Origin of the sequence: Rhodococcus sp. 05-2254-6, assembly GCF_002258565.1 — a bacterium.
Taxonomy (GTDB): Bacteria; Actinomycetota; Actinomycetes; order Mycobacteriales; family Mycobacteriaceae; genus Rhodococcoides.
In genome coordinates this window covers 14,422-33,089 of record NZ_NOZF01000105.1, presented here as the reverse complement: position 1 = coordinate 33,089, position 18,668 = coordinate 14,422, and the positions used below count along the sequence as shown (strand labels likewise).

The window sequence follows — 18,668 nt, the reverse complement described above, 5'->3', positions numbered from 1 at the left end:
AGCGTAGTTCGGGGCTGCGTGGTGCGGGCCGGGTTGCGCACTACCGGCGACGACCGGCGGAATCCCGTCGACCGACGGTCGTTGCGTGCAACCGTGCCCGGTGCACGTCAAGATCGCGTCGACGCCTCAGCCTGAGGATTTCGCGGCCGCCGTAGAACGCGGCGCTGACCGCGAACATCGCCGCTACCAACAGCAGCCATCGCATTGCGTACGGCTCCTGTGTCTGACCCGTGGCGGCCTCGTACGTGTCGCTCCTGTGGGCGAAGATCCCCGGTGCGAACAGCAGCAGGCTCAATCCCGCCCCGAGCGCGGGGACGCGGACCGCGTTGACGAACCTGCCCAGACGAGCGACCAGCGTCCGGTCCAGCACGGCGTACAGCGGAAACAGGATCGCATCGTGCACCACCGCTGCCCCGACGAACCAGAGGCCGATGGACTGCCACCACGTATCGGTGTTCCACAGGGCCGGGAAGCCGATCGTCAGGACGACCGCGCCGGCCAGGGCGAGGCAGCAGGCCGTGACCGCGAGATGCAGCGGTCCTGCGCCGTACCTGGCTCGAAACGTCGTCATGCTCGCTCCTCGAAGAATTCGACGGATTCGATCCACTTGGTGGCGTGCACTCCGGGTATCGCCGGCATCATGATGCGAGCGGGATAGCCGTGGTCGAGGGACAGGTCGGCCCCGTTCACTTTCAGTGCGAGAAGCGAATCCGGATGCATCATCTGGTGTCCTCCGAAGGTGACGCGGTTGAACGACCCGACGGGTTCGAGCGACCGCACCTCACCGGTATCGACGGCATCGACACCCACGAATGCCGCCAGATCTCGGAGCGGAACTCCGGTCCACGTCTGAACCGTCGACCAGCCCTCGACGCAGGAAATCGGGAGTTCGACGGTGTGCAGGTCCATCTGCTCGAGTTCAGCTCGGGTGAGTACAACCTCGGTACCGCCGGCCAGTACGGTCAGCCGCCACGCATCGCCTGTCTGCGCATCGGTGACGCCTGCGGACTCCGCGGTGCGGTTGATCTGGAAGTCGTTGGGGCCGTCGCCGTACGAGCGTCCGCGAGGCAGCAGGATCGCCGCCGAGCGCAGTGGTCCGCCCGTCGTCTGCCCAACGCTGAGGACCGCGACGAACAGTGCGCTACCGCCCACGAGTGTGAGAGCTCCGCGTCTGCTGATCGTCGCCGGAGCGGGATCGGTTGCAGCAAGACCTGATTCGTCGTCGGCATCGGGCACCGTATCGGCGACTCGAATGCGCATCAATTCCAGGAACGGCCGCGTTCTCAACGCGGTCACCATGGTCGGAAGCTTGAGCGCCACGTGGGCGACGAAGCCGGCGACGAACACCCAGGCGCCCCAGTAGTGGGCGGTGTAGAAGCTGAAGCCGAAGATGTAGTCGTACTGAATGTTCAGCACACCGGTGATGATCTCGAAGAGGATGCCACCGACCAACGCCAGCAACGAGATTCGCTCGAGAAGGTGCGCGACACTGCGAACCGGGGGCATCTCGATCAGTTTCGGGATCACCGACCACAGCTTGGCCAGCACGATCGGCACCATGACCAGTCCGAGTCCCACATGCAGGCCCTGGGTGAGTCGATAGAGCCAGGCGGGCTCGGTCGGCCAATCGAACGAGGGAATTCGCAGCCACCCGACGTCGCCTGGCATGGCCTGGCCGAACTGGGGGCCGTATGCGGCCCAGGAGATGAAGCCGGTGATCGTCACGATCGGCAGGGCGACGAGCAGGACGGACGCCAGGACCGACGTGAACCAGACGCCGCGGATCGGGCTGCGGAACGTGGGAAGTCGCTGCATTCTGGTTCCCGTCTCCAATTTTGTACCTATTAGTACAAACTGTGAGGTCGAGGTTAGCGCACTTCGGGCCCGTTCGCCAGGGTCGGTGTCAGTGTCGAGTCCGACGGCGACGGACTGCGGCTACGGCGGCGTCCAGAGTGTCGCGCAGTGGGTGCACGTCGCCCGCGATGCGCGCGATCAACATTCCGCCTTGAAGCGACGCGATCAGCGTGGCGGCAGCAGCGGCCGGATCGGTCGACACATCGAGTTCCCCGCGGTCGATCATGCGGCGAAGCCCCTGTTCCAGCGGTTGTTCCCAGCGTCGGAACGCGGCATGGAGGCTGGGGACGAACGCCGGGTCGTTCTTGAGTTCTGCGGCGAGCGAACCGAGGGGGCACGAGAACGGGCCCCCTGGTTGTTCGTGATTGCGGACGATCTCGGCGGCCCATGCGTCGATGTCCTCGAGGCTGTCGATGTGGGCCAGGCGCGGCTGGGCGGCGAGGACGCGTTCGAGCTGACGTGCGATTACGGCTTCGACCAGGTCCGACTTGTCGGAAAAATAGTGGTACAGCTGCGATTTTCCGGTTTCGGACGCGGCGAGTACGTCGTCGAGAGTCGTTCCGGCGACGCCGTGCGTGTACATCATCGACGCGGCCGCATCGACGATCGCCGCTCTGGTTCGTCTGCCCTTGGCTGTTCTCGGCAGTTCCTTGCTCACGGGTCTCCGACTCCTCGGTCGATGCTGTGAACAGCGAGTTCGGTGAACACTCGTCCGTTCGATTCGACAGTCCGGCGGACCCGCGGGCCCGCCGTGGCCGCCAGCGCGTACAGCGCGCTCGCGCCCACGCTGGCCCAAGTGAACCATTCGCCCACGCAGTCGTCGGTTTCCCACCGGACCGTTCGATTCCGATCGTCGACACCCGACGCGGAATCCACTTCGACGACGGCCGTGCCGGTCTCGTGCAGCAGCGAGCGAACCGTCCTCAGAAGTGCAGCCGGGTCACCGCCGATGCCGATGTTGCCGTCCGCGAGCAGCACGTGTGACCACTGGCCCGCGCCCGGTATCGCGCAGAAGATGTCCTGCTGCAACGCGAGACCGCCGCGATGGTTCGTCATCTCCACAGCGACCGAGGACGTATCGACTCCCAGAGCGGGAACGCCGGCGCGGGTGAGAGCCTCGGTCAAACGCCCTGGTCCACAGCCGAGATCGAGGGTGGGGCCGGTGCAGAAAGCGATCGAGGCTTCGTCCGCCCTGATGTCTTCGATCGTCGAATGGGTTCCGCCCATCCAGCGCGCGATCGGAAGTTCGGTGCGGCGGCCGTCGTGATCGGTGATCCACGAGGGCAGGCCGGCTCGGCCGCGGCGGTAGACGTCGTCTGCAATCACCCGACTGAATGTACCAGTGGGTACAGTAGAGGGCATCGCGAGCCGAAGTCGTCAAATTTCCTGCCGGTGCCGTCAAGATTGCGTCAACACCTCTGTTCGACGCCACCGCGCGGCGCAAGACTGCTTCTCATGACACTTCTCGACATGCTTCCGTCCCTCGGTGCCGCCTACGTTGCGCGGTGCGATCCAGCGCTCTGGCCTGCCGACACACACTGTGTGTGCGGCCGCATCACCGTCGACGGCGTTGCGTTGGAGGATCTGGCAGATGCGCAGGGCACTCCGGTGCAGTGGGGCTCGATTCTGGTGACGCGGGTGCGGTCGGTGATCGCCGGTGAGGTGGGCGTCGACGCCGAGTTCGGGGATCTGCGCCAGGCCGTGGTGGTCAACCGGCATTTGGTGGGCGCGGTGGTCAAGGTCGATGTGCACGGCCCGGGGCGACGCTGCGTCAGTCCGGTGGAGTTGCCCGCCGATCTCCGTGCCGGCGACGTGCTGGCGCTCGTGACCTCGCAGGCGCACGGCGGAGCCGCTCTATCCGAGATTGCGGTAGCGGCCGAGTCGGTTTCGAGTCCGGGTGGCGGGATCGACGATCGACAGCGCGTGCAGTTCCCGGACGATGGCGTCGGCGATGCGGCCGGAGAACGCGGCGGGCTCGTCGGCCGCATCGGGGAGTTCGGGAACGATGGCGTCGACGATGCCATCGCGCAGAAGATCGACCGACCTGATGCCTTGGGCCTCGGCCATATCCGGAGCGTGAGCGGTGTCGCGGTGCACTATGGCACTGGCACCCTCGGGCGGAAGCGGTGCTAGCCAGGCGTTCTGGGCGCACAGCACCCGGTCGGCGGGGAGAAGCGCGAGCGCTCCACCGCCGGTGCCCTGGCCGAGTAGAACCGAGACGGTCGGGGTATCGACGGTGACGAGATCGGAGATCGAGCGCGCTATCTCGGGTGCCAGGCCGCCTTCTTCGGCTTCCTTGGACAGTGCCGCGCCGAAGGTATCGATCACCAGCACCAGCGGTAGGCGCAGTTCCTCGGCGAGGCGCATGCCGCGTCGCGCTTCTCGCAGTGCCGCCGGACCCATGGTGGCGGTGGCGGTGCTGCTGCTTCGGTCGTTGCCGAACAGGACGCAAGAGATCCCTCGGATTCGGCACAGCGACAGCAGGATCGACGTGTCGGCCTCGCCCTGACCGGTGCCGCTCAGTGGAACGTGTTCGCTGGCAGCGTGTTCGATGAGTTGCCGAATGCCGGGCCGGTCCGCGCGACGCGACGACTGCACCGAATGCCAGGCAGACTGCTCCGGCATCTCGGCCTGTACGTCGTCGGTGAGGTCGGGCCACACGGTGGCGTCGAGGATCACTCGAAGTGTGCGAATCAGTAGGTGGCGCAGGTGATCCAACGGCACCACGCCATCGATGACGCCGTGCTGGTAGAGATTCTCGGCGGTCTGCACCCCGTCCGGAAAGGGCTTGTCGTACAACGCCTGATAGACCCGCGGACCGAGAAATCCGATGAGCGCACCGGGTTCGGCGACGGTGACGTGCGCCAACGATCCCCAGGACGCGAACACCCCGCCGGTCGTGGGGTTGCGCAGATACACCAGGTACGGCAGGTGCGCCGCCTTGTGTGCGGTGACGGCGGAGGCGATCTTGACCATCTGCACAAAAGCCAACGTTCCCTCCTGCATGCGCGTGCCGCCGGAGGTGGGGGAGGCGATGAGCGGCAGGCCCTCCGCGGTGGCGCGCTCGATGGCCGAGGTGATGCGCTCGGCCGCAGCAACGCCGATCGAACCGGCGAGAAACGCGAACTCGCACGCGATCATCACCACCCGCCGGCCGTCGATGGTGCCCTCGCCCGTGAGCACCGACTCGTCGACCCCGCTCTTCTCCCGCGCCTTCGTGAGGTCGCGCTGATAGGAGTCGTTGGGGTGAACGTCGACCGGCGTGGAGTCCCAGGACACGAACGATCCGCCGTCGAGAACGGAATCGAGAATCTCGGCGGCGGATGTTCGTGGGCGCATGTCGGGGAGCCTACGCAGCGAACCCTAGCGAGCAAACGCTTCCTTCCACGAGACGGTCTTGCCGATCCGAAGAATGGAACGCTGGTAGATCTTCGCTGCGCCCATCGCCAGGATCGCGGTGGTGATCACCATCAGGACTGCCGAACCGACGATCTGAACCGGTGAGGTCACCCCGGCAGCGATGCGCAGCGGCATCATGATGGCGGAGAACGGGGGGATCCAGCTCAAGGTGTTGGCCAGGGTGCTCTCCGGATCGCTGACGGAATAGAAGGCCGCGAAGAACATCGCCATGATCAGGATGAGTAGCGGCATGGTCGTCGAGTTGACGTCCTCCTGCCGCGAGACCATCGAGCCGCCGGCGGCGTAGAGCACCGCGAAGAAGGCGAACCCCAGGATGAACCAGGCCAGCGTTGCCGCGAAGACGCTCACCGCGGCACCGGTGATCGTGAGTACCCCCGTGCCCAATCCTGCTCCCACACCGGCTATTCCGTACAGAGCAAGCTGCAGGATGCCGACCGCGCCGATACCGAGGATCTTTCCCCACAGCAACTGCAGGGGGCGGACGGTGGAGAGCAACAGTTCGACCACACGCGAGGACTTTTCCTCGACGACGCCCATCGCGACGTACATGCCGAAGCCGATGATCTGTGCGTACAGCAGGAACACTGCGGACAGGGCAAGAGCCGTACGCTGACCGGCCTCGGGATCCGGTGGATCGATTGCGTCGACGGTGACCGTCGCGGCACTCGTCGCTGCCCCGAGTTCGTTCTGATCGACACCCTGTTGCGCCAGTGCAGTATTCGTGGCCTGCGTCGCTACACTGCCTTCGACGACGGCGCGCAACGTGCCGGTCAGATCGGACTCGGTGACGGCGGTGTACGCACCCGCGGTTCCGTCCGGAACCAGCGCCACGTCGAGATCCCCGGATTCGACGCCGCTGCGTGCGGCTGCCGCGTCGGCGACTTCGCGCACCTCGACCGGGGATCCGACGGCGTCCCCGGTTGCTTCCACCACGGCTGCGATGGACTGGTCTCCGGCGACGCCGACGACGTCGCGCTCTTCGTCACCGCTGCCGGAGAAGATCGAGAACGCGATGATGCCGCCGACGATGACGGCGAGAATGATCACGTTGCTGATGACGAAGCTCTTCTTCATCACCTGAACGGTGAACTCGCGCTTGGCTATCAAAGATACTGCGCTGAAGGAGTTCAGTTGGGAGCTCATGCCACTACCGCCTCTCGGAACAGGTCGCTCAGGGAAGGTTTCTGGATGGAGAAGTCGTGTACCGGACCGGTCGCCAGTGCGGCTCGGAGGACTTCTTGATCGTCGGCCCCGGGTGCCAAGCCCAGGACGGTGACGCCGTCGCTGTGGCCGAGGGTGCTCACCCCGGCGATGCCCGACGCCCATCCGGGTGCGGCGTGGGGTGCATGGACGCGCAGTTGCGCATCTCCCGATCCGCGTAGCTCGTCGACGGTACCGACGGCCTTCATCGAGCCGGCGGCGATGATGCCGACGCGATCGCACAGACGCTGCACCAGGTCGAGCTGGTGACTCGAGAACACCACCGGCACTCCGGCAGCGGCCTTTTCGCGCAGCACCTCGCTCATCACGTCGACGGCGATGGGGTCGAGACCGGAGAACGGCTCGTCCAACACCAGAACCGCGGGATCGTGCACCAGCGCGGCCGCCAACTGCACCCGCTGCTGGTTGCCCAGGCTCAGCGCGTCGACGGTGTCGTTGACGCGCTGATCGATGCCGAGGCGTTCGGTCCAGCGGATCACCGCGGCCTTCGCGTCCTTGGACGACAGGCCGTGCAATTCGGCCATGTACGCCAACTGCGGGCCGACCTTCATCTTGGGATACAGGCCGCGCTCCTCGGGCATGTACCCGATGGTGCGTCGAACATCGAGGTCGACGGGCTTGCCGCCCAACAGAACCTGGCCGGAATCCGCCGACAGGACGCCGAGCGCGATGCGCATCGTGGTGGTCTTGCCTGCGCCGTTGCTGCCGACGAAGCCGAACAGCTCGCCGGGCCGGACGTCGAAGCTGAGATTGTCCAGGGCGATTTTGTCGCCGTACTTCTTGGAAACGGAGTCGATCGTGAGGGTGCTCATGGTGCCCTTTCGGTCGTTACTTCGGGTCGAGATCTTCGGGTTCGGGGTCGGGGGTGATCCAGGCGAGAATGACTGCGGGAGTCGAGATTCCGATCATCAATGCTGCGAGAGTCCAACCGCCGCCGGCGTAGGCGAGGCGAGGGAGGTCGGGAAAGGTCGAGGACAGAAAGATCAGAGCGAAAGCCGCCACCAACACCAGACCTTGCGTGACAGTGAGGCCGATGGAGCGAGCTTCGTTGCGCTGCTGTACTTCCCATTCGTCGAGTGCGCCCGTGGGAGCATCGCTGTGGCGGCCGGAGACCGTCTGCAGAGCCGTCCAGATCGGAACGAAGATTATTGCGGCCGGAATCCACGCGATGGCGGCCCACGAGAAGAACAGCGTCGAGATACTGATGACGAGGAACGCCAGGTCGGCAGCAACTACTGCGATGGCGAGAATGCGGCGTCGACGCTGCGTGCGCCATTTCGGCAACCAGTGTCTCGTGTTGGCGTCGTTCTCGAGGAATCGCCGCGTGCGATACGCCTGGTAGCGGGTGAGAATGTCGGTGCGTTCGCTCATTGTCAGCCGTCCTCGGGGTCGGGGTCGGGAGTGGTCCATGCGAGAAGCATTGCGGGAGTAGCACCTCCAGTGCTCAAAGCGGTCAGCATCAGTGCGCCGCCGGAGATCCCGAGATTCGTTGCCCCGAAAATCGATCCGAGGAACAGGTACGCCGCGGCAGCGGTGCCCAACACCTGAGTAACCGTCAGGCCGATGGATCGGGCCTGGTTGCGGAGCTGGACTTCGAGCTCGTCGAGCGCTTCCACCGGTGCTTCGGCGCGCCTATTGGACACGATGCCGAGGACAATTGTCGCGAACGCGAACACGATGTAGCAGATTCCCCAGAATCCGATCGCCCACTCGAACAGCGGGTCCGACAGTGCGAAGCCCGCGGAAGCTGTGATCAGCACCAGAAGGATGGCGACGAAGGCTCGGCGTCGTTTCTGGACTCGCAATCCCGGCAGCCAGTTCGCATAGGTCTTTTCGTTCTCCAGAAACACTTTCGTCCGGGCTTCCTGATATCTACTGAAGATGCTGGGACTGTGCGTGTTCATCGATCCTTCTCTCTTCGGAAGAGTTCGGCCGAGAGTGGTCCGAGTTCGGTGCGCGAGAACACTGCTTCGATCGGCAGATCGAAGACGTCGCAGATGCGCATCGCGAGGTCGAGGCTCGGGTAGTGGTCGCCTCGTTCGAGGGCACCCACCGTCTGGGGATTCACTTCGACGAGTTCGGCCAGTTGCGCGCGGCTCATCTTCCGTTCTGCCCGCAGAACACCCACCCTGTTGAAGATCGGGAGCGCGGTACCGCGCTTGACGGGGCTCATGACAATGAAGTGTTGTATAAACCCAACGATCTGTCAACGGTTAATAACAGATTGCTTCCGTTGACTACGTTGCCTGTTGGTCCCGGGTGTCGGCAACGATGGCGCGCATCGTCGTCAGAAACTCGTCGATCGTTGCCCGCTGATCGGGGGTGAAGCGCGCGAGTTCGTCGACGGCCCGACCGATGACGGGGCCGAAGAACGTCGTGCCGAGTTCCGACGCATGCGCGGTCACACGCAGCAGTACTCGCCGGCGATCGGATGGGTCGGGTTCGCGTAGCACCAAGTCTCGCTTGGTCATTCGATCGATCAGGGCGGTGACAGACGCCGATTCCAGACCCAGTTGCGCGCCGAGCCAGCCGGGTGTGGCACGCGTTCCGGCTCGGTCCGCATCCAGCAGGCAGATCAGCGCGCGGATGTCGGTCGGGTGAAGTGAGTGCTTCTGGGCGAAGTCTGCGCCGAGGAGATCGAGCTCGACGGTGAGTGCTCGCAGCTGATGCACGGCGGCGACAGGTTCGGTCATGTGCTGATCCCTCGGAAGATGCTGGACGAGCGGTCTCTCCATTGTCTACTATCTCGATGATCGAGAGAATAGAGGGTTGCAATGTCGCTGGACGAATTCTTCTCCGCCTACGACCGGGTGCTGCAGAAGTGGCCGGCCGATACCCAAGCCATCGACGTGAACACGGTGCACGGCACCACACGAATCAACGTCTGCGGACCCGTCGACGGCCCGGCGCTGGTGCTGCTCCCCGGGGCGGGTGCCACGTCCACCGTGTGGTTCTACAACGTCGAGGCACTCTCGCAGCGATATCGGCTGTACGGGGTCGACCTCATGGGCGACGTCGGACGCAGCGTTCCAGGTGACCGGCCCATCGACTCCGTGGAGGAGCTGCTGAACTGGGTAACGGCGGTGCTGGATGAGTTGAAGCTGCCCACCGCGGCGCTCTGCGGACATTCCTACGGCGCGATGATCGCCCTGGCGTACGCCCTGCGCAACCCGAGCCGAGTCGACGAACTCACGCTGCTCGACCCCAATGCTTGCTTCGGTTCCATGAGTCCGCGATACCTGCTGCACGCCCTTCCGATACTGCTGTCTCCCAACGAAAATCGGCAGCGCCGCTTCGTAGCGTGGGAGACCGATGGCCTGGCTTTGGATCCCGACTGGTTCGACATCCTCGCTCTCGGAGCCGCTTATTTCCCGACGGCAAAGACCATTGTTCCGAAGCGGCCGAAGCCCGCTGCGTTCGAGGACTTCGGTGTGCGCACCACCGTGGTCCTCGCAGGGAAAGGGAAGGTGCACAGTGCCGCTCGCATCGAATCGGCTGTGCATGCCGTTCTGCCGACGGCGAGGACCGTAGTGCTCGAGAACGCCACCCACCACGGGCTGCCGATGCACCCTGCCGCCGAGGTCAACGAAATTCTGCTCAGTTGATGAAAATCGGGTGCAGCTGACCGCGCTCACCGCGGTCAGTTGCACCCGATTTCACTGCGACCTAGAGTTCCGACAGCTGCCCGTCGGCCATCGTCCAGTGTCTCGTGCTGCGGACCGTGTCGAGCATTCTGCGGTCGTGGGTGACCAGCAGCAGTGTTCCCTCGAAGTTCTCCATCGCACGTTCGAGTTGTTCGATGGCAGGTAGATCGAGGTGGTTGGTCGGCTCGTCGAGCACCAGCAGATTGACGCCGCGGGCCTGCAGCAGCGCGAGTGCCGCGCGGGTTCGCTCACCGGGCGAGAGAAACGACGCCGGCCGCAGTGCATCGTCGCCGCGGAGGCCGAACTTGGCCAGCAGTGTGCGCACCTCGGCATCGGGCCAGTCGGGAACCGCTGCGCTCAAGGTGTCGGACACTGTTCCCTCGCCGACGAAATATGCTCGCGCTTGGTCGATTTCACCGACCGCCACACCCGAACCCAACGATGCCGAGCCCTCGTCCGGGTCCAACCGAACCAGTAGTACCGACAACAACGTCGTCTTGCCGGAGCCGTTCGGTCCGGTGATCAGAATTCGATCGCCCCACTCGATCTGCGTCGTCACCGGGCCGAAGGTGAACCCGGATCGCCGGACAATGGCACCGCCCAGAACTGCGACGACAGTGCCACTGCGTGGAGCCGCCGCAATCTCCATCCGCAGCTCCCACTCCTTGCGAGGCTCCTCGACCACCTCGAGTCGCTCGATGCGTCGCTGGGTCTGACGAGCTTTCGCGGCTTGTTTCTCGGTCGACTCGGCGCGGGTCTTGCGGGCGATCTTGTCGTTGTCGGTGGCCTTCCGGCGCGCATTACGCACCCCCGACTCCATCCAGTTTCGCTGCATCTGCGCGCGAGACTCCAACGCGGACTTGGTGTCTGCGAACTCGTCGTACTTCTCCCTGGCGTGCTGGCGCGCAATTTCGCGCTCCGCCAGATAGGACTGATAGCTGCCGTCGTACACATCGATGCGCCGCTGCGCCCGATCGAGCTCGACGACTCCCGTCACCGTCCGCGCCAGGAATTCGCGATCGTGACTGACGACGACGATCGCCGCCCGCGTCGCGACGACGAACTGCTCCAGTTGCTCGAGTCCCGCCAGATCGAGGTCGTTGGTGGGCTCGTCGAGCAGCAGGATGTCGTAGCGAGCGAGCAGAATCGCGGCGAGCCCCGCTCGGGCAGCCTGCCCACCGGACAGCGCCGTCATCAGCGCAGACCCGTCGACATCCAGACCGAGATCGGCAAGCACCTTCGCCGTGCGCTCCGCCAGATCCGCGCCGCCGAGTGCCAGCCACTTCTCCAGCGCCGGGGTGTAGAGGTCGTCATCACTCGACCCCAACGCCTCGGCGGCGGCGTTCATGGAGAGTTCGGCCTCGGTCACCCCGGTGCGCCGACCGAGGAAGTCCAACACCGTCTCCCCGGCGATCCGCTCGGGCTCCTGCGCCAGATATCCGACGGTCGCGTCGGGCGGGCTGGTGTAGATCTCACCCTCGTGATCGGCCGTCCCCACCCCCGCGAGCAGGGTCAACAACGTCGACTTGCCTGCACCGTTCGCTCCGACGAGCCCGATCACATCACCCTCGGTAACCGTCAGATCGAGTCCGGAGAACAGGGTTCGATCGCCGTGGAAAGCGGCGAGATCATCGATACGAAGCGTTGCGGTCACACCGAAACTCTAAGCTGCGACTTCTGGTCGTTCCGCAGGCTCCACTCCTGCCCGGGAACAACACCACCCCACCCGCCGTTGCCATTCGTATGACGTATTCAGCCGAGACCAGTACTGTCCCGACCATCGTGCTCAACGACGGCACGTCCATTCCCCAGTTGGGGTTCGGTGTGTGGCAGGTGCCCGACGACGGTGCGCAGGCCGCAGTGACCGAGGCGCTCGAGGTCGGCTACCGCAGCATCGACACCGCCAAGGTGTACGAGAACGAGACCGGCACCGGCCGCGCAATCGCAGAGTCCGGCATCGCCCGTGACGAGCTGTTCATCACCACCAAGCTGTGGAACGACGATCAGGGCTACGACCCCACTCTGAAGGCATTCGACGCGAGCATGGATCGCCTCGGACTCGAGTACCTCGACCTGTACCTCATTCACTGGCAGCAGCTCGACCGCGACAAGTACATCGACACGTTCAAGGCATTTCAGAAGCTCAAGGCAGACGGCCGCATCGGCTCCATCGGCGTCTCCAACTTCACCATCCCCACCCTGGAGAAGCTCATCGACGCGGTAGGCGAGACACCGTCGGTCAACCAGATCGAGCTGCATCCGCGGCTGATCCAGGAGGAGCTGCGCGCGTTCCACACCTCGAAGGGCATTGCCACCGAGGCCTGGAGTCCGCTCGGCTCGGGCACCATCCTCGACGAGCCGGTGTTCGCGAAGATCGGCGACGCGCACGGCGTCACTCCGGCCCAGGTCATCCTGCGCTGGCACATTCAGCTCGGCAACGTGGTGATCCCCAAGTCGGTGACCCCGAAGCGCATCGCCAGCAACTTCGACGTGTTCGGCTTCGAGCTCAGCAACGACGAGATCCAGCAGATCAACGCGCTGGACTCCGCCGACGGCCGCACCGGCCCGGACCCGGACAAGTTCAGCAGCTGACACCGGGGGCCTAGTCTGTACCCATGTCCGATTCGCTCGCAGGCAAGACCGTTGCCCTCACTGCCGAGCGACGTGCAGACGAACTGGCCACCATGCTCGAACGCCGCGGCGCGAACATCGTTCACGCCGCGGCGATTCACGTTCTGCCCCTGATCGACGACTCCGATCTGAGGTCCGCCACCGAGGGCATCGTCGAACGCCCACCGCGGATCGTCGTGATCAGTACCGGCATCGGTTTTCGGGGCTGGCTCGACGCGGCCGCCGACTGGGGTATGCGCGAAGAACTCGTGACAGCGCTGGGGTACACGCGAATCCTTGCGCGAGGTCCCAAGGCGCGCGGGGCAATTCGTGGCACGGGGCTGCGCGAGGAGTGGTCGCCGGCCACCGAGGCCTCGCAGGAAGTCTCCGATCATCTCGAGGCCGAGGGTGTTGCCGGGGTGGACATCGCAGTTCAGCTGCACGGGGTGATCACCGAGTGGGAGCCGACCATTCACCTCAGTGATGCGCTGACCGAACTCGGCGCGCATGTCCGACCGATCCCGGTGTACCGCTGGATTCGCCCCGCGGATCAGGCTCCACTCGTCGACCTGTTGGAACAGGTCATCGACCATCGGGTGGACGCGGTGACGTTCACCAGCGCCCCCGCGGTAGCGTCCCTGCTCTCGACCGCCAAGGACAACGGCATGCTCGACGCCTTCCTCGACGCGCTTCGGGGCCCCGTCGCCGCGATCTGCGTCGGGCCGGTGACGTCGGCTCCGTTGGATGCGTTGGGCGTTCCGACCTCGATGCCGAGCCGTGCACGGTTGGGGGCGCTGGCGAAATTCGTGACCGAGCAGCTCTCCTAGCCCAGAGTTTCCAGCAACTCCGTGACCGCGGCTCGCCCGGCTCGGTTCGCCCCGATCGTGCTGGCGGACGGCCCGTAGCCGAGCAGGTGGACGCGATGGTTCGCGGCGACCCGGGTCGTGAGCCTGCCGTCCATGACGATTCCGCCGCCGTGTCCGCGCAGGCGCAGCGGAGCGAGGTGGTCGAGGGCGCTCCGAAAACCGGTGGCCCACAGAATCACATCGGCGTGCTGACTCGACCCGTCCTCCCACACCACGGAATCTTCCGTGATGGACGAGAACATCGGCTTGCGTTCCAGAGCCCCGCGCTCGCGGGCGGCAGCCAACGACGGCGTAAGCAACAGCCCGGTCACCGAGACGACCGAGCCGGGTGGCAGGCCTGCCCGCACACGTTCCTCGACCATGGCGACGGCTTTGCGGCCGGCATCGTGGTCGAATTCGCTGTCCCGGAACACCGGTGGTCGACGCGTCACCCATGTCGTGGACGTGACCTGTGAGATCTCGTCGAGCAGTTGGACGGCCGAGATGCCGCCGCCCACCACCACGACGTGCTTGCCTGCGAACTCGTCGGCCGTTCGATAGTCCTTGGTGTGCAGTTGCCTGCCTGCGAACGTCTCGGCTCCGTCGTAGTGCGGAACGAACGGCTTCTCCCACGTCCCGGTTGCGTTGATCAGCCCCTCGGCCATGACGACTGTCTCGCCGGCTTCGACTCGGAATCGGGGTTCCCGATCGCACACGACGGTCACCGTGACGGGGCGTCGAACATGCAGCTCGAAGCGTTCCTCGTACTCGCGGTAGTACCGGGGGACGGCGTCGGCGGCGGCGATTGTCTCGGCCGGCTCGTCTCCGAGCGTGTCCGCGAAGGCCATACCGGGCAGGTCGTGGACGCCGTTGACGGTGCTCAGCGTCAGCGAGGGCCAGCGGAACTGCCATGCGCCGCCCGGCCCGGGGGAGCGATCCAGCATCACGAAGCCCTCGCCTGCGGTGAGTCCGGTGCGGTGCAGGTGATAACCGGCCGAGAGTCCGGCTTGGCCGGCGCCGATGACGGCGACCCGAGTGTCGATCATGGAGACCAGTAGATCAGGCCCCGCACTGTCATTTTGTGTACTGGTGGGTAACCTCTGCTCTCGTGATCGGACTCTCTCGTGACGGCGACGTCGTCACCCTCGAACTGCAGCGGCCGGATCGACGGAACGCGTTGAACTCCGAGTTGTGCCTGGCGGTGCATCGCGGAGTCGAACAAGCCGAGCGTGACGGCGCGCGGGTCGTGGTCGTCACCGGCCAGGGCACCAGCTTCTGTGCGGGTGCCGACCTGACGGGGGACGCGTTTCCCGAGCATTTCGGGCAAATCCTCGAAGAGATGCTGACGGCAATTCAGCGGACCTCGATTCCGGTCGTGGCCGCGGTGAACGGACCGGCCGTCGGTGCCGGCACACAGTTGGCTGTCGCGTGCGATCTGCGAGTCGTTGCGCCGGGGAGCTTCTTCGAAATACCGTCGACCCGGCTCGGCATCGCGGTGAGCAACTGGACCATCCGGCGGTTGGCCTCGCTCGCGGGCGGCGGTGTTGCGCGCACCATCCTGCTCGGCGGTGAGCGGGTGCACACCGAGCAGGCGTTCACCTGCGGGCTGGCGAACAAGCTCGGCGACCTGGACGTCGCGACACAGTGGGCGCAGTCGATCACCGAACTCGCTCCCTTGGCGTTGCGTCACCTCAAGCTCGTCTTCAACGACGATGGAGCACAGGATATTCCGACGCCGGAGCAGGTCGCTGCGTTCGAGGCCGCGTGGAGCAGCGAGGACATGAAAGAAGCGCGCCGCGCACGATCCGAGAAGCGCAAGCCGAAGTTCGTGGGCAGGTGATCGTCGGCGCGCCCGATGCGGGCGATACGGCGTGGCTGCTGACCAGTACCGCGCTGGTGCTGCTGATGACTCCCGGCCTGGCCTTCTTCTACGGCGGCATGGTGCGCTCGAAGAGTGTGCTGAACATGATGATGATGAGTTTGTCGGCGATCGCAGTGGTGTGGCTGCTGTGGTTGGCGTTCGGATTCTCGATGGTGTTCGGCGACAACGTGATCGGCGGGTGGATCGGAAACCCGTTGCAGTACGCCGGTTTCGAGGGTCTGCTGGGCGGGGTGTACACCTCGGCCGCAGGGACGGTGTCGATTCCGTTGGTGGGAACCGTTCCAGCGCTGGTGTTCGCGGCGTTCCAGGCAGGTTTCGCGATGGTGACGGTGGCGCTGATCTCCGGCGCCGTCGCAGACCGAATGCGATTCGTACCCTGGGTGCTGTTCGCGGCGCTGTGGTCCACACTCGTCTACTTTCCGGTGGCGCACTGGGTGTTCTCGCTCGACGGGCTCACCAGTGAGTTCGGTGGGTGGATCACCAACAAGCTCGGTGCCATCGACTTCGCCGGCGGAACTGCGGTGGAGATCAACGCAGGCGTCGCCGGCCTCGTTCTCGCGCTCGTGGTCGGCAAGCGGCGGGGTTGGCCGCGAGATCCCATGCGCCCGCGCAACCTTCCGGCCGTCATGCTCGGAGCCGGGCTGCTGTGGTTCGGTTGGTTCGGGTTCAACGCGGGGTCGTCGTTGGCCGCGGACGGCGTCGCCGCGGTGGCTCTGGTGAACACGATGGGTGCAGGAGCGATGTCCATGGCGGCGTGGCTCGTGGTCGAGAAGCTGCGGGACGGCCATGCGACGTCGTTCGGTGCGGCCTCGGGCGTCGTGGCCGGGTTGGTGGCCATCACGCCCTCGTGCACGGCGGTCACCCCCATCGGCGCCGCGGCGATCGGCATCGCGTCGGGTGCGCTGTGTGCCCTGGCCATCGGCCTCAAATACCGCTTCGGCTACGACGATTCGCTCGACGTCGTCGGTGTGCATCTCGTCGGCGGCATCGTCGGCACGCTGATGATCGGACTCGTGGCCAGTGCGCAGATGCCGGCAGGCGTGGACGGTCTGTTGTACGGCGGCGGGCTGCACCAGCTGTGGGTACAGGCGGTCGCGGTGGCTGCGGTGTTCGCCTACTGCGCCGTCGTCACCACCGGCATCGCGTTCGCGATCAAGGCTGTCATGGGAGTGCGCGCCGACGCGCAACACGAAGCCGACGGTCTCGACGAGCACGAGCACGCCGAGTCCGCCTACGACTTCGGGGTGAGCCACGGAGGCAGCAACAAGCCGGGTCTTTTCGGTAAGTAGAGACAACCCGCGCGTGTCGTTTACGAACGGTTTGGACTTCGAAACCCGTTCTGTCCCTTATGAGTCGATGTGTGCAATCGTTGTTCGGTTCGACCCCGATCGTTCATCTTCGGTTCTCCTGACCCGCGTGTTCCACCCATAGTTTTTCGCTGCTCGCATCGAGTGATGGACACGACGAAAGACTGAGGAACATGAAGCTGACTCGATTCGCGGCAACGTCCGCATTGGTCATTGCAGCGATGACGACCGCCATGGGCACCGCCTATGCGGATCCGGCACCGGCTCCCGCCGCTGCCGTCGGGTGGAACGTCACCCAGGCCGGCAACCAGGTCCTCGTCGACACGACGGCCGGCACCCTGAGCAACGAGGACAACCACCTCGTCGTCCGCGACGCCAACGGTGTGCTGGTCGACTCGGTGCCGTTGGCCATTGCCGCAGACGGCTTCTCGCACCCCGTCGCCGCCGTCATCGACGGAAACCGCGCCACCCTGACCGCCGACGCCTCGCCCGCCGCGGCAACGCCGGTCTCCGCCTCTCTCCCGGGTCTGCAGCAGGTCGACCTGCCCGCCGCGGTCTCCGGCGTCAAGGACAACATCAGCCTGTCCGCTTCGGTCGGTGGATTCCTCGGAGCCGCAACCGGTCTGGTCACCGGTTGCTTCCTCGGAGCCATCGCCGCCGGCACCGTCTCCGCGCCTGCCCTGCTGCTCTTCGGTGCAGCACCGGTAGCCGGATGCGTCGGCGGCGCACTGCTTCTCGGCTCGGGTGCTTCGCTCGCCGGAACCGCCATCGGTGGTCTCGGTGCCATCGCCGGCAACGCAGGGCAGTTCATCCAGCTCCTCAACGCTCCTCCCGCCGTCAAGAAGTAACTCTCGTACAGCAGTGCTGTGGCCCGCATCGGATCCTCCGTTGCGGGCCACAGTCGTCGGCAGGTTCTTGTCGCTAGCGAGCCAGGGCGAGATCTCGCACGTGTGCACGGCGAGCCGCCGTCACGAGTTCGACGACGGCATCGGCCACTTCGTGGGCCCGTTCGAGGATCACCATGTGCCCGGCCTCCGCGACGCACACCAGGCGAGCGTCGGGCAGATGTTCGGCAATGGTTTCCGAGTGACGTATCGGTGTCATCAGGTCGTCCGAGCCGCACAACACCAGGGTGGGGATCGAGGCGAGCGCAGCCAGGCCGGCCACCTCGTCCAGACCTCGGAATGCCCCGAGGAAGCCGGCCAACGTCACGATGGGCGTCTCGCCCAGCATTGCCGTCGCCAGCGTCACCACCCTCGGACCGACTCTTCGGGATCCGCAGCCCGCGGTCCTGACGATGGGTGCCCACACGCCGCGACTGAGTCTCTTGGCACCCGACATCAGTCGAGGGGCGCGTCGAACAGCGGCCTGGAACACCGACACCGCGGGATGCGCGAGGGCACTGCCGAGTCCGTCGTCGGTGATTCCACCCGCCGACGTCGCGATCAAACCGACTCCGACCAGGCGCGTGCCGATGGCCTCCGGGTTCTGACGGGCGTAGGAGAGCGCCGTCATTCCCCCCATCGAATGGCCGACGACGACGAACGGTCCCGACGGGACCATCGCACGGATGACGTCCGCCAGGTCCTCACCGAGCTGATCGATGGTGCAGCTCTCCGGCGCGGCCGCACTCGACTCCCCGTGCCCGCGGTGGTCGTACATCACGATCCGCACGTCGTCTCCCCAGGCGTGTTCCACCTGTGCACGCAGGTCGGTCCACGACTGCATCCGCAGGCAGTGTCCGTGCACGAACACCGCGGTCAGCGGTGCATTCGGATGCCCGAACTCACGAACCGCCAGAGCGGTGCCGTCGCCGGCAGCGACGGTGCTGCGGCGACCGACCTGATGGCTCTGCTCGCTGGTGATCTCGTTGGTATTCATGGGC

20 protein-coding genes are annotated in these 18,668 nt (G+C 65.5%); 6 read left to right on the top strand and 14 right to left on the bottom strand.

The annotated features are described in order from the left end of the window. Positions 1-40: 40 nt before the first annotated feature. The 11 genes from CH256_RS12560 to CH256_RS12505 form a co-directional block, all read right to left on the bottom strand. The gene (locus CH256_RS12560; protein ID WP_256989433.1) at positions 41-571 is read right to left on the bottom strand and encodes a hypothetical protein; all 531 of its coding nucleotides are present in this window, start codon (positions 569-571) and stop codon (positions 41-43) included. Further along, positions 568-1,815: a molybdopterin-dependent oxidoreductase gene (locus CH256_RS12555; protein ID WP_094669774.1), complete on the bottom strand. Its 1,248-nt coding sequence runs from the start codon at positions 1,813-1,815 to the stop codon at positions 568-570. The genes CH256_RS12560 and CH256_RS12555 overlap by 4 nt, the downstream gene beginning before the upstream one ends. 88 nt (positions 1,816-1,903) lie before the next feature. Beyond that, positions 1,904-2,512: a TetR/AcrR family transcriptional regulator gene (locus CH256_RS12550; RefSeq protein ID WP_179272083.1), complete on the bottom strand. Its 609-nt coding sequence runs from the start codon at positions 2,510-2,512 to the stop codon at positions 1,904-1,906. Next, a complete protein-coding gene (locus CH256_RS12545) occupies positions 2,509-3,180 on the bottom strand; it encodes a class I SAM-dependent methyltransferase (protein WP_256989432.1) in 672 nt (223 codons plus the stop codon). Before CH256_RS12545 ends, CH256_RS12550 begins: the two co-directional genes overlap by 4 nt. A 528-nt stretch (positions 3,181-3,708) precedes the next feature. Continuing rightward, positions 3,709-5,193, bottom strand: coding sequence for a carboxyl transferase domain-containing protein (locus CH256_RS12535; protein WP_094669762.1), 1,485 nt, complete (start codon positions 5,191-5,193; stop codon positions 3,709-3,711). Positions 5,194-5,217: 24 nt separating this feature from the next. Beyond that, positions 5,218-6,417: an ABC transporter permease gene (locus tag CH256_RS12530; protein ID WP_094669761.1), complete on the bottom strand. Its 1,200-nt coding sequence runs from the start codon at positions 6,415-6,417 to the stop codon at positions 5,218-5,220. Beyond that, positions 6,414-7,307, bottom strand: coding sequence for an ABC transporter ATP-binding protein (locus tag CH256_RS12525; RefSeq protein WP_094669760.1), 894 nt, complete (start codon positions 7,305-7,307; stop codon positions 6,414-6,416). Before CH256_RS12525 ends, CH256_RS12530 begins: the two co-directional genes overlap by 4 nt. Before the next feature lie 16 nt (positions 7,308-7,323). Beyond that, positions 7,324-7,866 (bottom strand): hypothetical protein, encoded by a 543-nt coding sequence (locus CH256_RS12520; protein ID WP_068051082.1) that lies wholly within the window; start codon positions 7,864-7,866, stop codon positions 7,324-7,326. A 2-nt stretch (positions 7,867-7,868) separates the two neighbouring features. Next, positions 7,869-8,399 carry a hypothetical protein gene (locus tag CH256_RS12515; protein ID WP_068051084.1) on the bottom strand — a complete coding sequence of 177 codons (531 nt, stop codon included), beginning with the start codon at positions 8,397-8,399 and terminating at the stop codon, positions 7,869-7,871. Next, positions 8,396-8,668: a helix-turn-helix transcriptional regulator gene (locus CH256_RS12510; RefSeq protein WP_032372936.1), complete on the bottom strand. Its 273-nt coding sequence runs from the start codon at positions 8,666-8,668 to the stop codon at positions 8,396-8,398. Before CH256_RS12510 ends, CH256_RS12515 begins: the two co-directional genes overlap by 4 nt. A 64-nt stretch (positions 8,669-8,732) precedes the next feature. Further along, positions 8,733-9,188: a MarR family winged helix-turn-helix transcriptional regulator gene (locus tag CH256_RS12505; RefSeq protein WP_094669773.1), complete on the bottom strand. Its 456-nt coding sequence runs from the start codon at positions 9,186-9,188 to the stop codon at positions 8,733-8,735. Between the two features lie 81 nt (positions 9,189-9,269). Here CH256_RS12505 and CH256_RS12500 point away from each other — a divergent pair, with 81 nt between their 5' ends. Continuing rightward, positions 9,270-10,100 carry an alpha/beta fold hydrolase gene (locus tag CH256_RS12500; RefSeq protein ID WP_094669759.1) on the top strand — a complete coding sequence of 277 codons (831 nt, stop codon included), beginning with the start codon at positions 9,270-9,272 and terminating at the stop codon, positions 10,098-10,100. A gap of 61 nt (positions 10,101-10,161) precedes the next feature. Here CH256_RS12500 and CH256_RS12495 read toward each other — a convergent pair whose 3' ends face one another. After that, positions 10,162-11,793: an ABC-F family ATP-binding cassette domain-containing protein gene (locus CH256_RS12495; protein WP_094669758.1), complete on the bottom strand. Its 1,632-nt coding sequence runs from the start codon at positions 11,791-11,793 to the stop codon at positions 10,162-10,164. An 89-nt stretch (positions 11,794-11,882) separates the two neighbouring features. Between CH256_RS12495 and CH256_RS12490 the strand changes: the two genes are divergently transcribed. Both CH256_RS12490 and CH256_RS12485 read left to right on the top strand, forming a co-directional pair. Next, positions 11,883-12,731: an aldo/keto reductase gene (locus CH256_RS12490; RefSeq protein ID WP_094669757.1), complete on the top strand. Its 849-nt coding sequence runs from the start codon at positions 11,883-11,885 to the stop codon at positions 12,729-12,731. 23 nt (positions 12,732-12,754) lie between these two features. Continuing rightward, positions 12,755-13,576, top strand: a complete 822-nt coding sequence (locus CH256_RS12485) for a uroporphyrinogen-III synthase (protein ID WP_094669756.1) — start codon at positions 12,755-12,757, stop codon at positions 13,574-13,576. Here the strand turns inward: CH256_RS12485 and CH256_RS12480 are convergent. Beyond that, a complete protein-coding gene (locus tag CH256_RS12480) occupies positions 13,573-14,640 on the bottom strand; it encodes an NAD(P)-binding domain-containing protein (RefSeq protein WP_068051095.1) in 1,068 nt (355 codons plus the stop codon). The genes CH256_RS12485 and CH256_RS12480 overlap by 4 nt on opposite strands. Before the next feature lie 62 nt (positions 14,641-14,702). Between CH256_RS12480 and CH256_RS12475 the strand changes: the two genes are divergently transcribed. From CH256_RS12475 to CH256_RS12465, 3 genes are all read left to right on the top strand, one after another. Further along, a complete protein-coding gene (locus CH256_RS12475) occupies positions 14,703-15,434 on the top strand; it encodes an enoyl-CoA hydratase (RefSeq protein ID WP_094669755.1) in 732 nt (243 codons plus the stop codon). Continuing rightward, positions 15,431-16,765: an ammonium transporter gene (locus tag CH256_RS12470; protein ID WP_094669754.1), complete on the top strand. Its 1,335-nt coding sequence runs from the start codon at positions 15,431-15,433 to the stop codon at positions 16,763-16,765. Before CH256_RS12475 ends, CH256_RS12470 begins: the two co-directional genes overlap by 4 nt. Positions 16,766-16,956: 191 nt before the next feature. Continuing rightward, positions 16,957-17,631, top strand: coding sequence for a hypothetical protein (locus tag CH256_RS12465; RefSeq protein ID WP_068051100.1), 675 nt, complete (start codon positions 16,957-16,959; stop codon positions 17,629-17,631). A gap of 73 nt (positions 17,632-17,704) precedes the next feature. Here the strand turns inward: CH256_RS12465 and CH256_RS12460 are convergent, their stop codons facing one another. After that, positions 17,705-18,664: an alpha/beta fold hydrolase gene (locus CH256_RS12460; RefSeq protein ID WP_094669753.1), complete on the bottom strand. Its 960-nt coding sequence runs from the start codon at positions 18,662-18,664 to the stop codon at positions 17,705-17,707. Between the last annotated feature and the right edge of the window lie 4 nt (positions 18,665-18,668).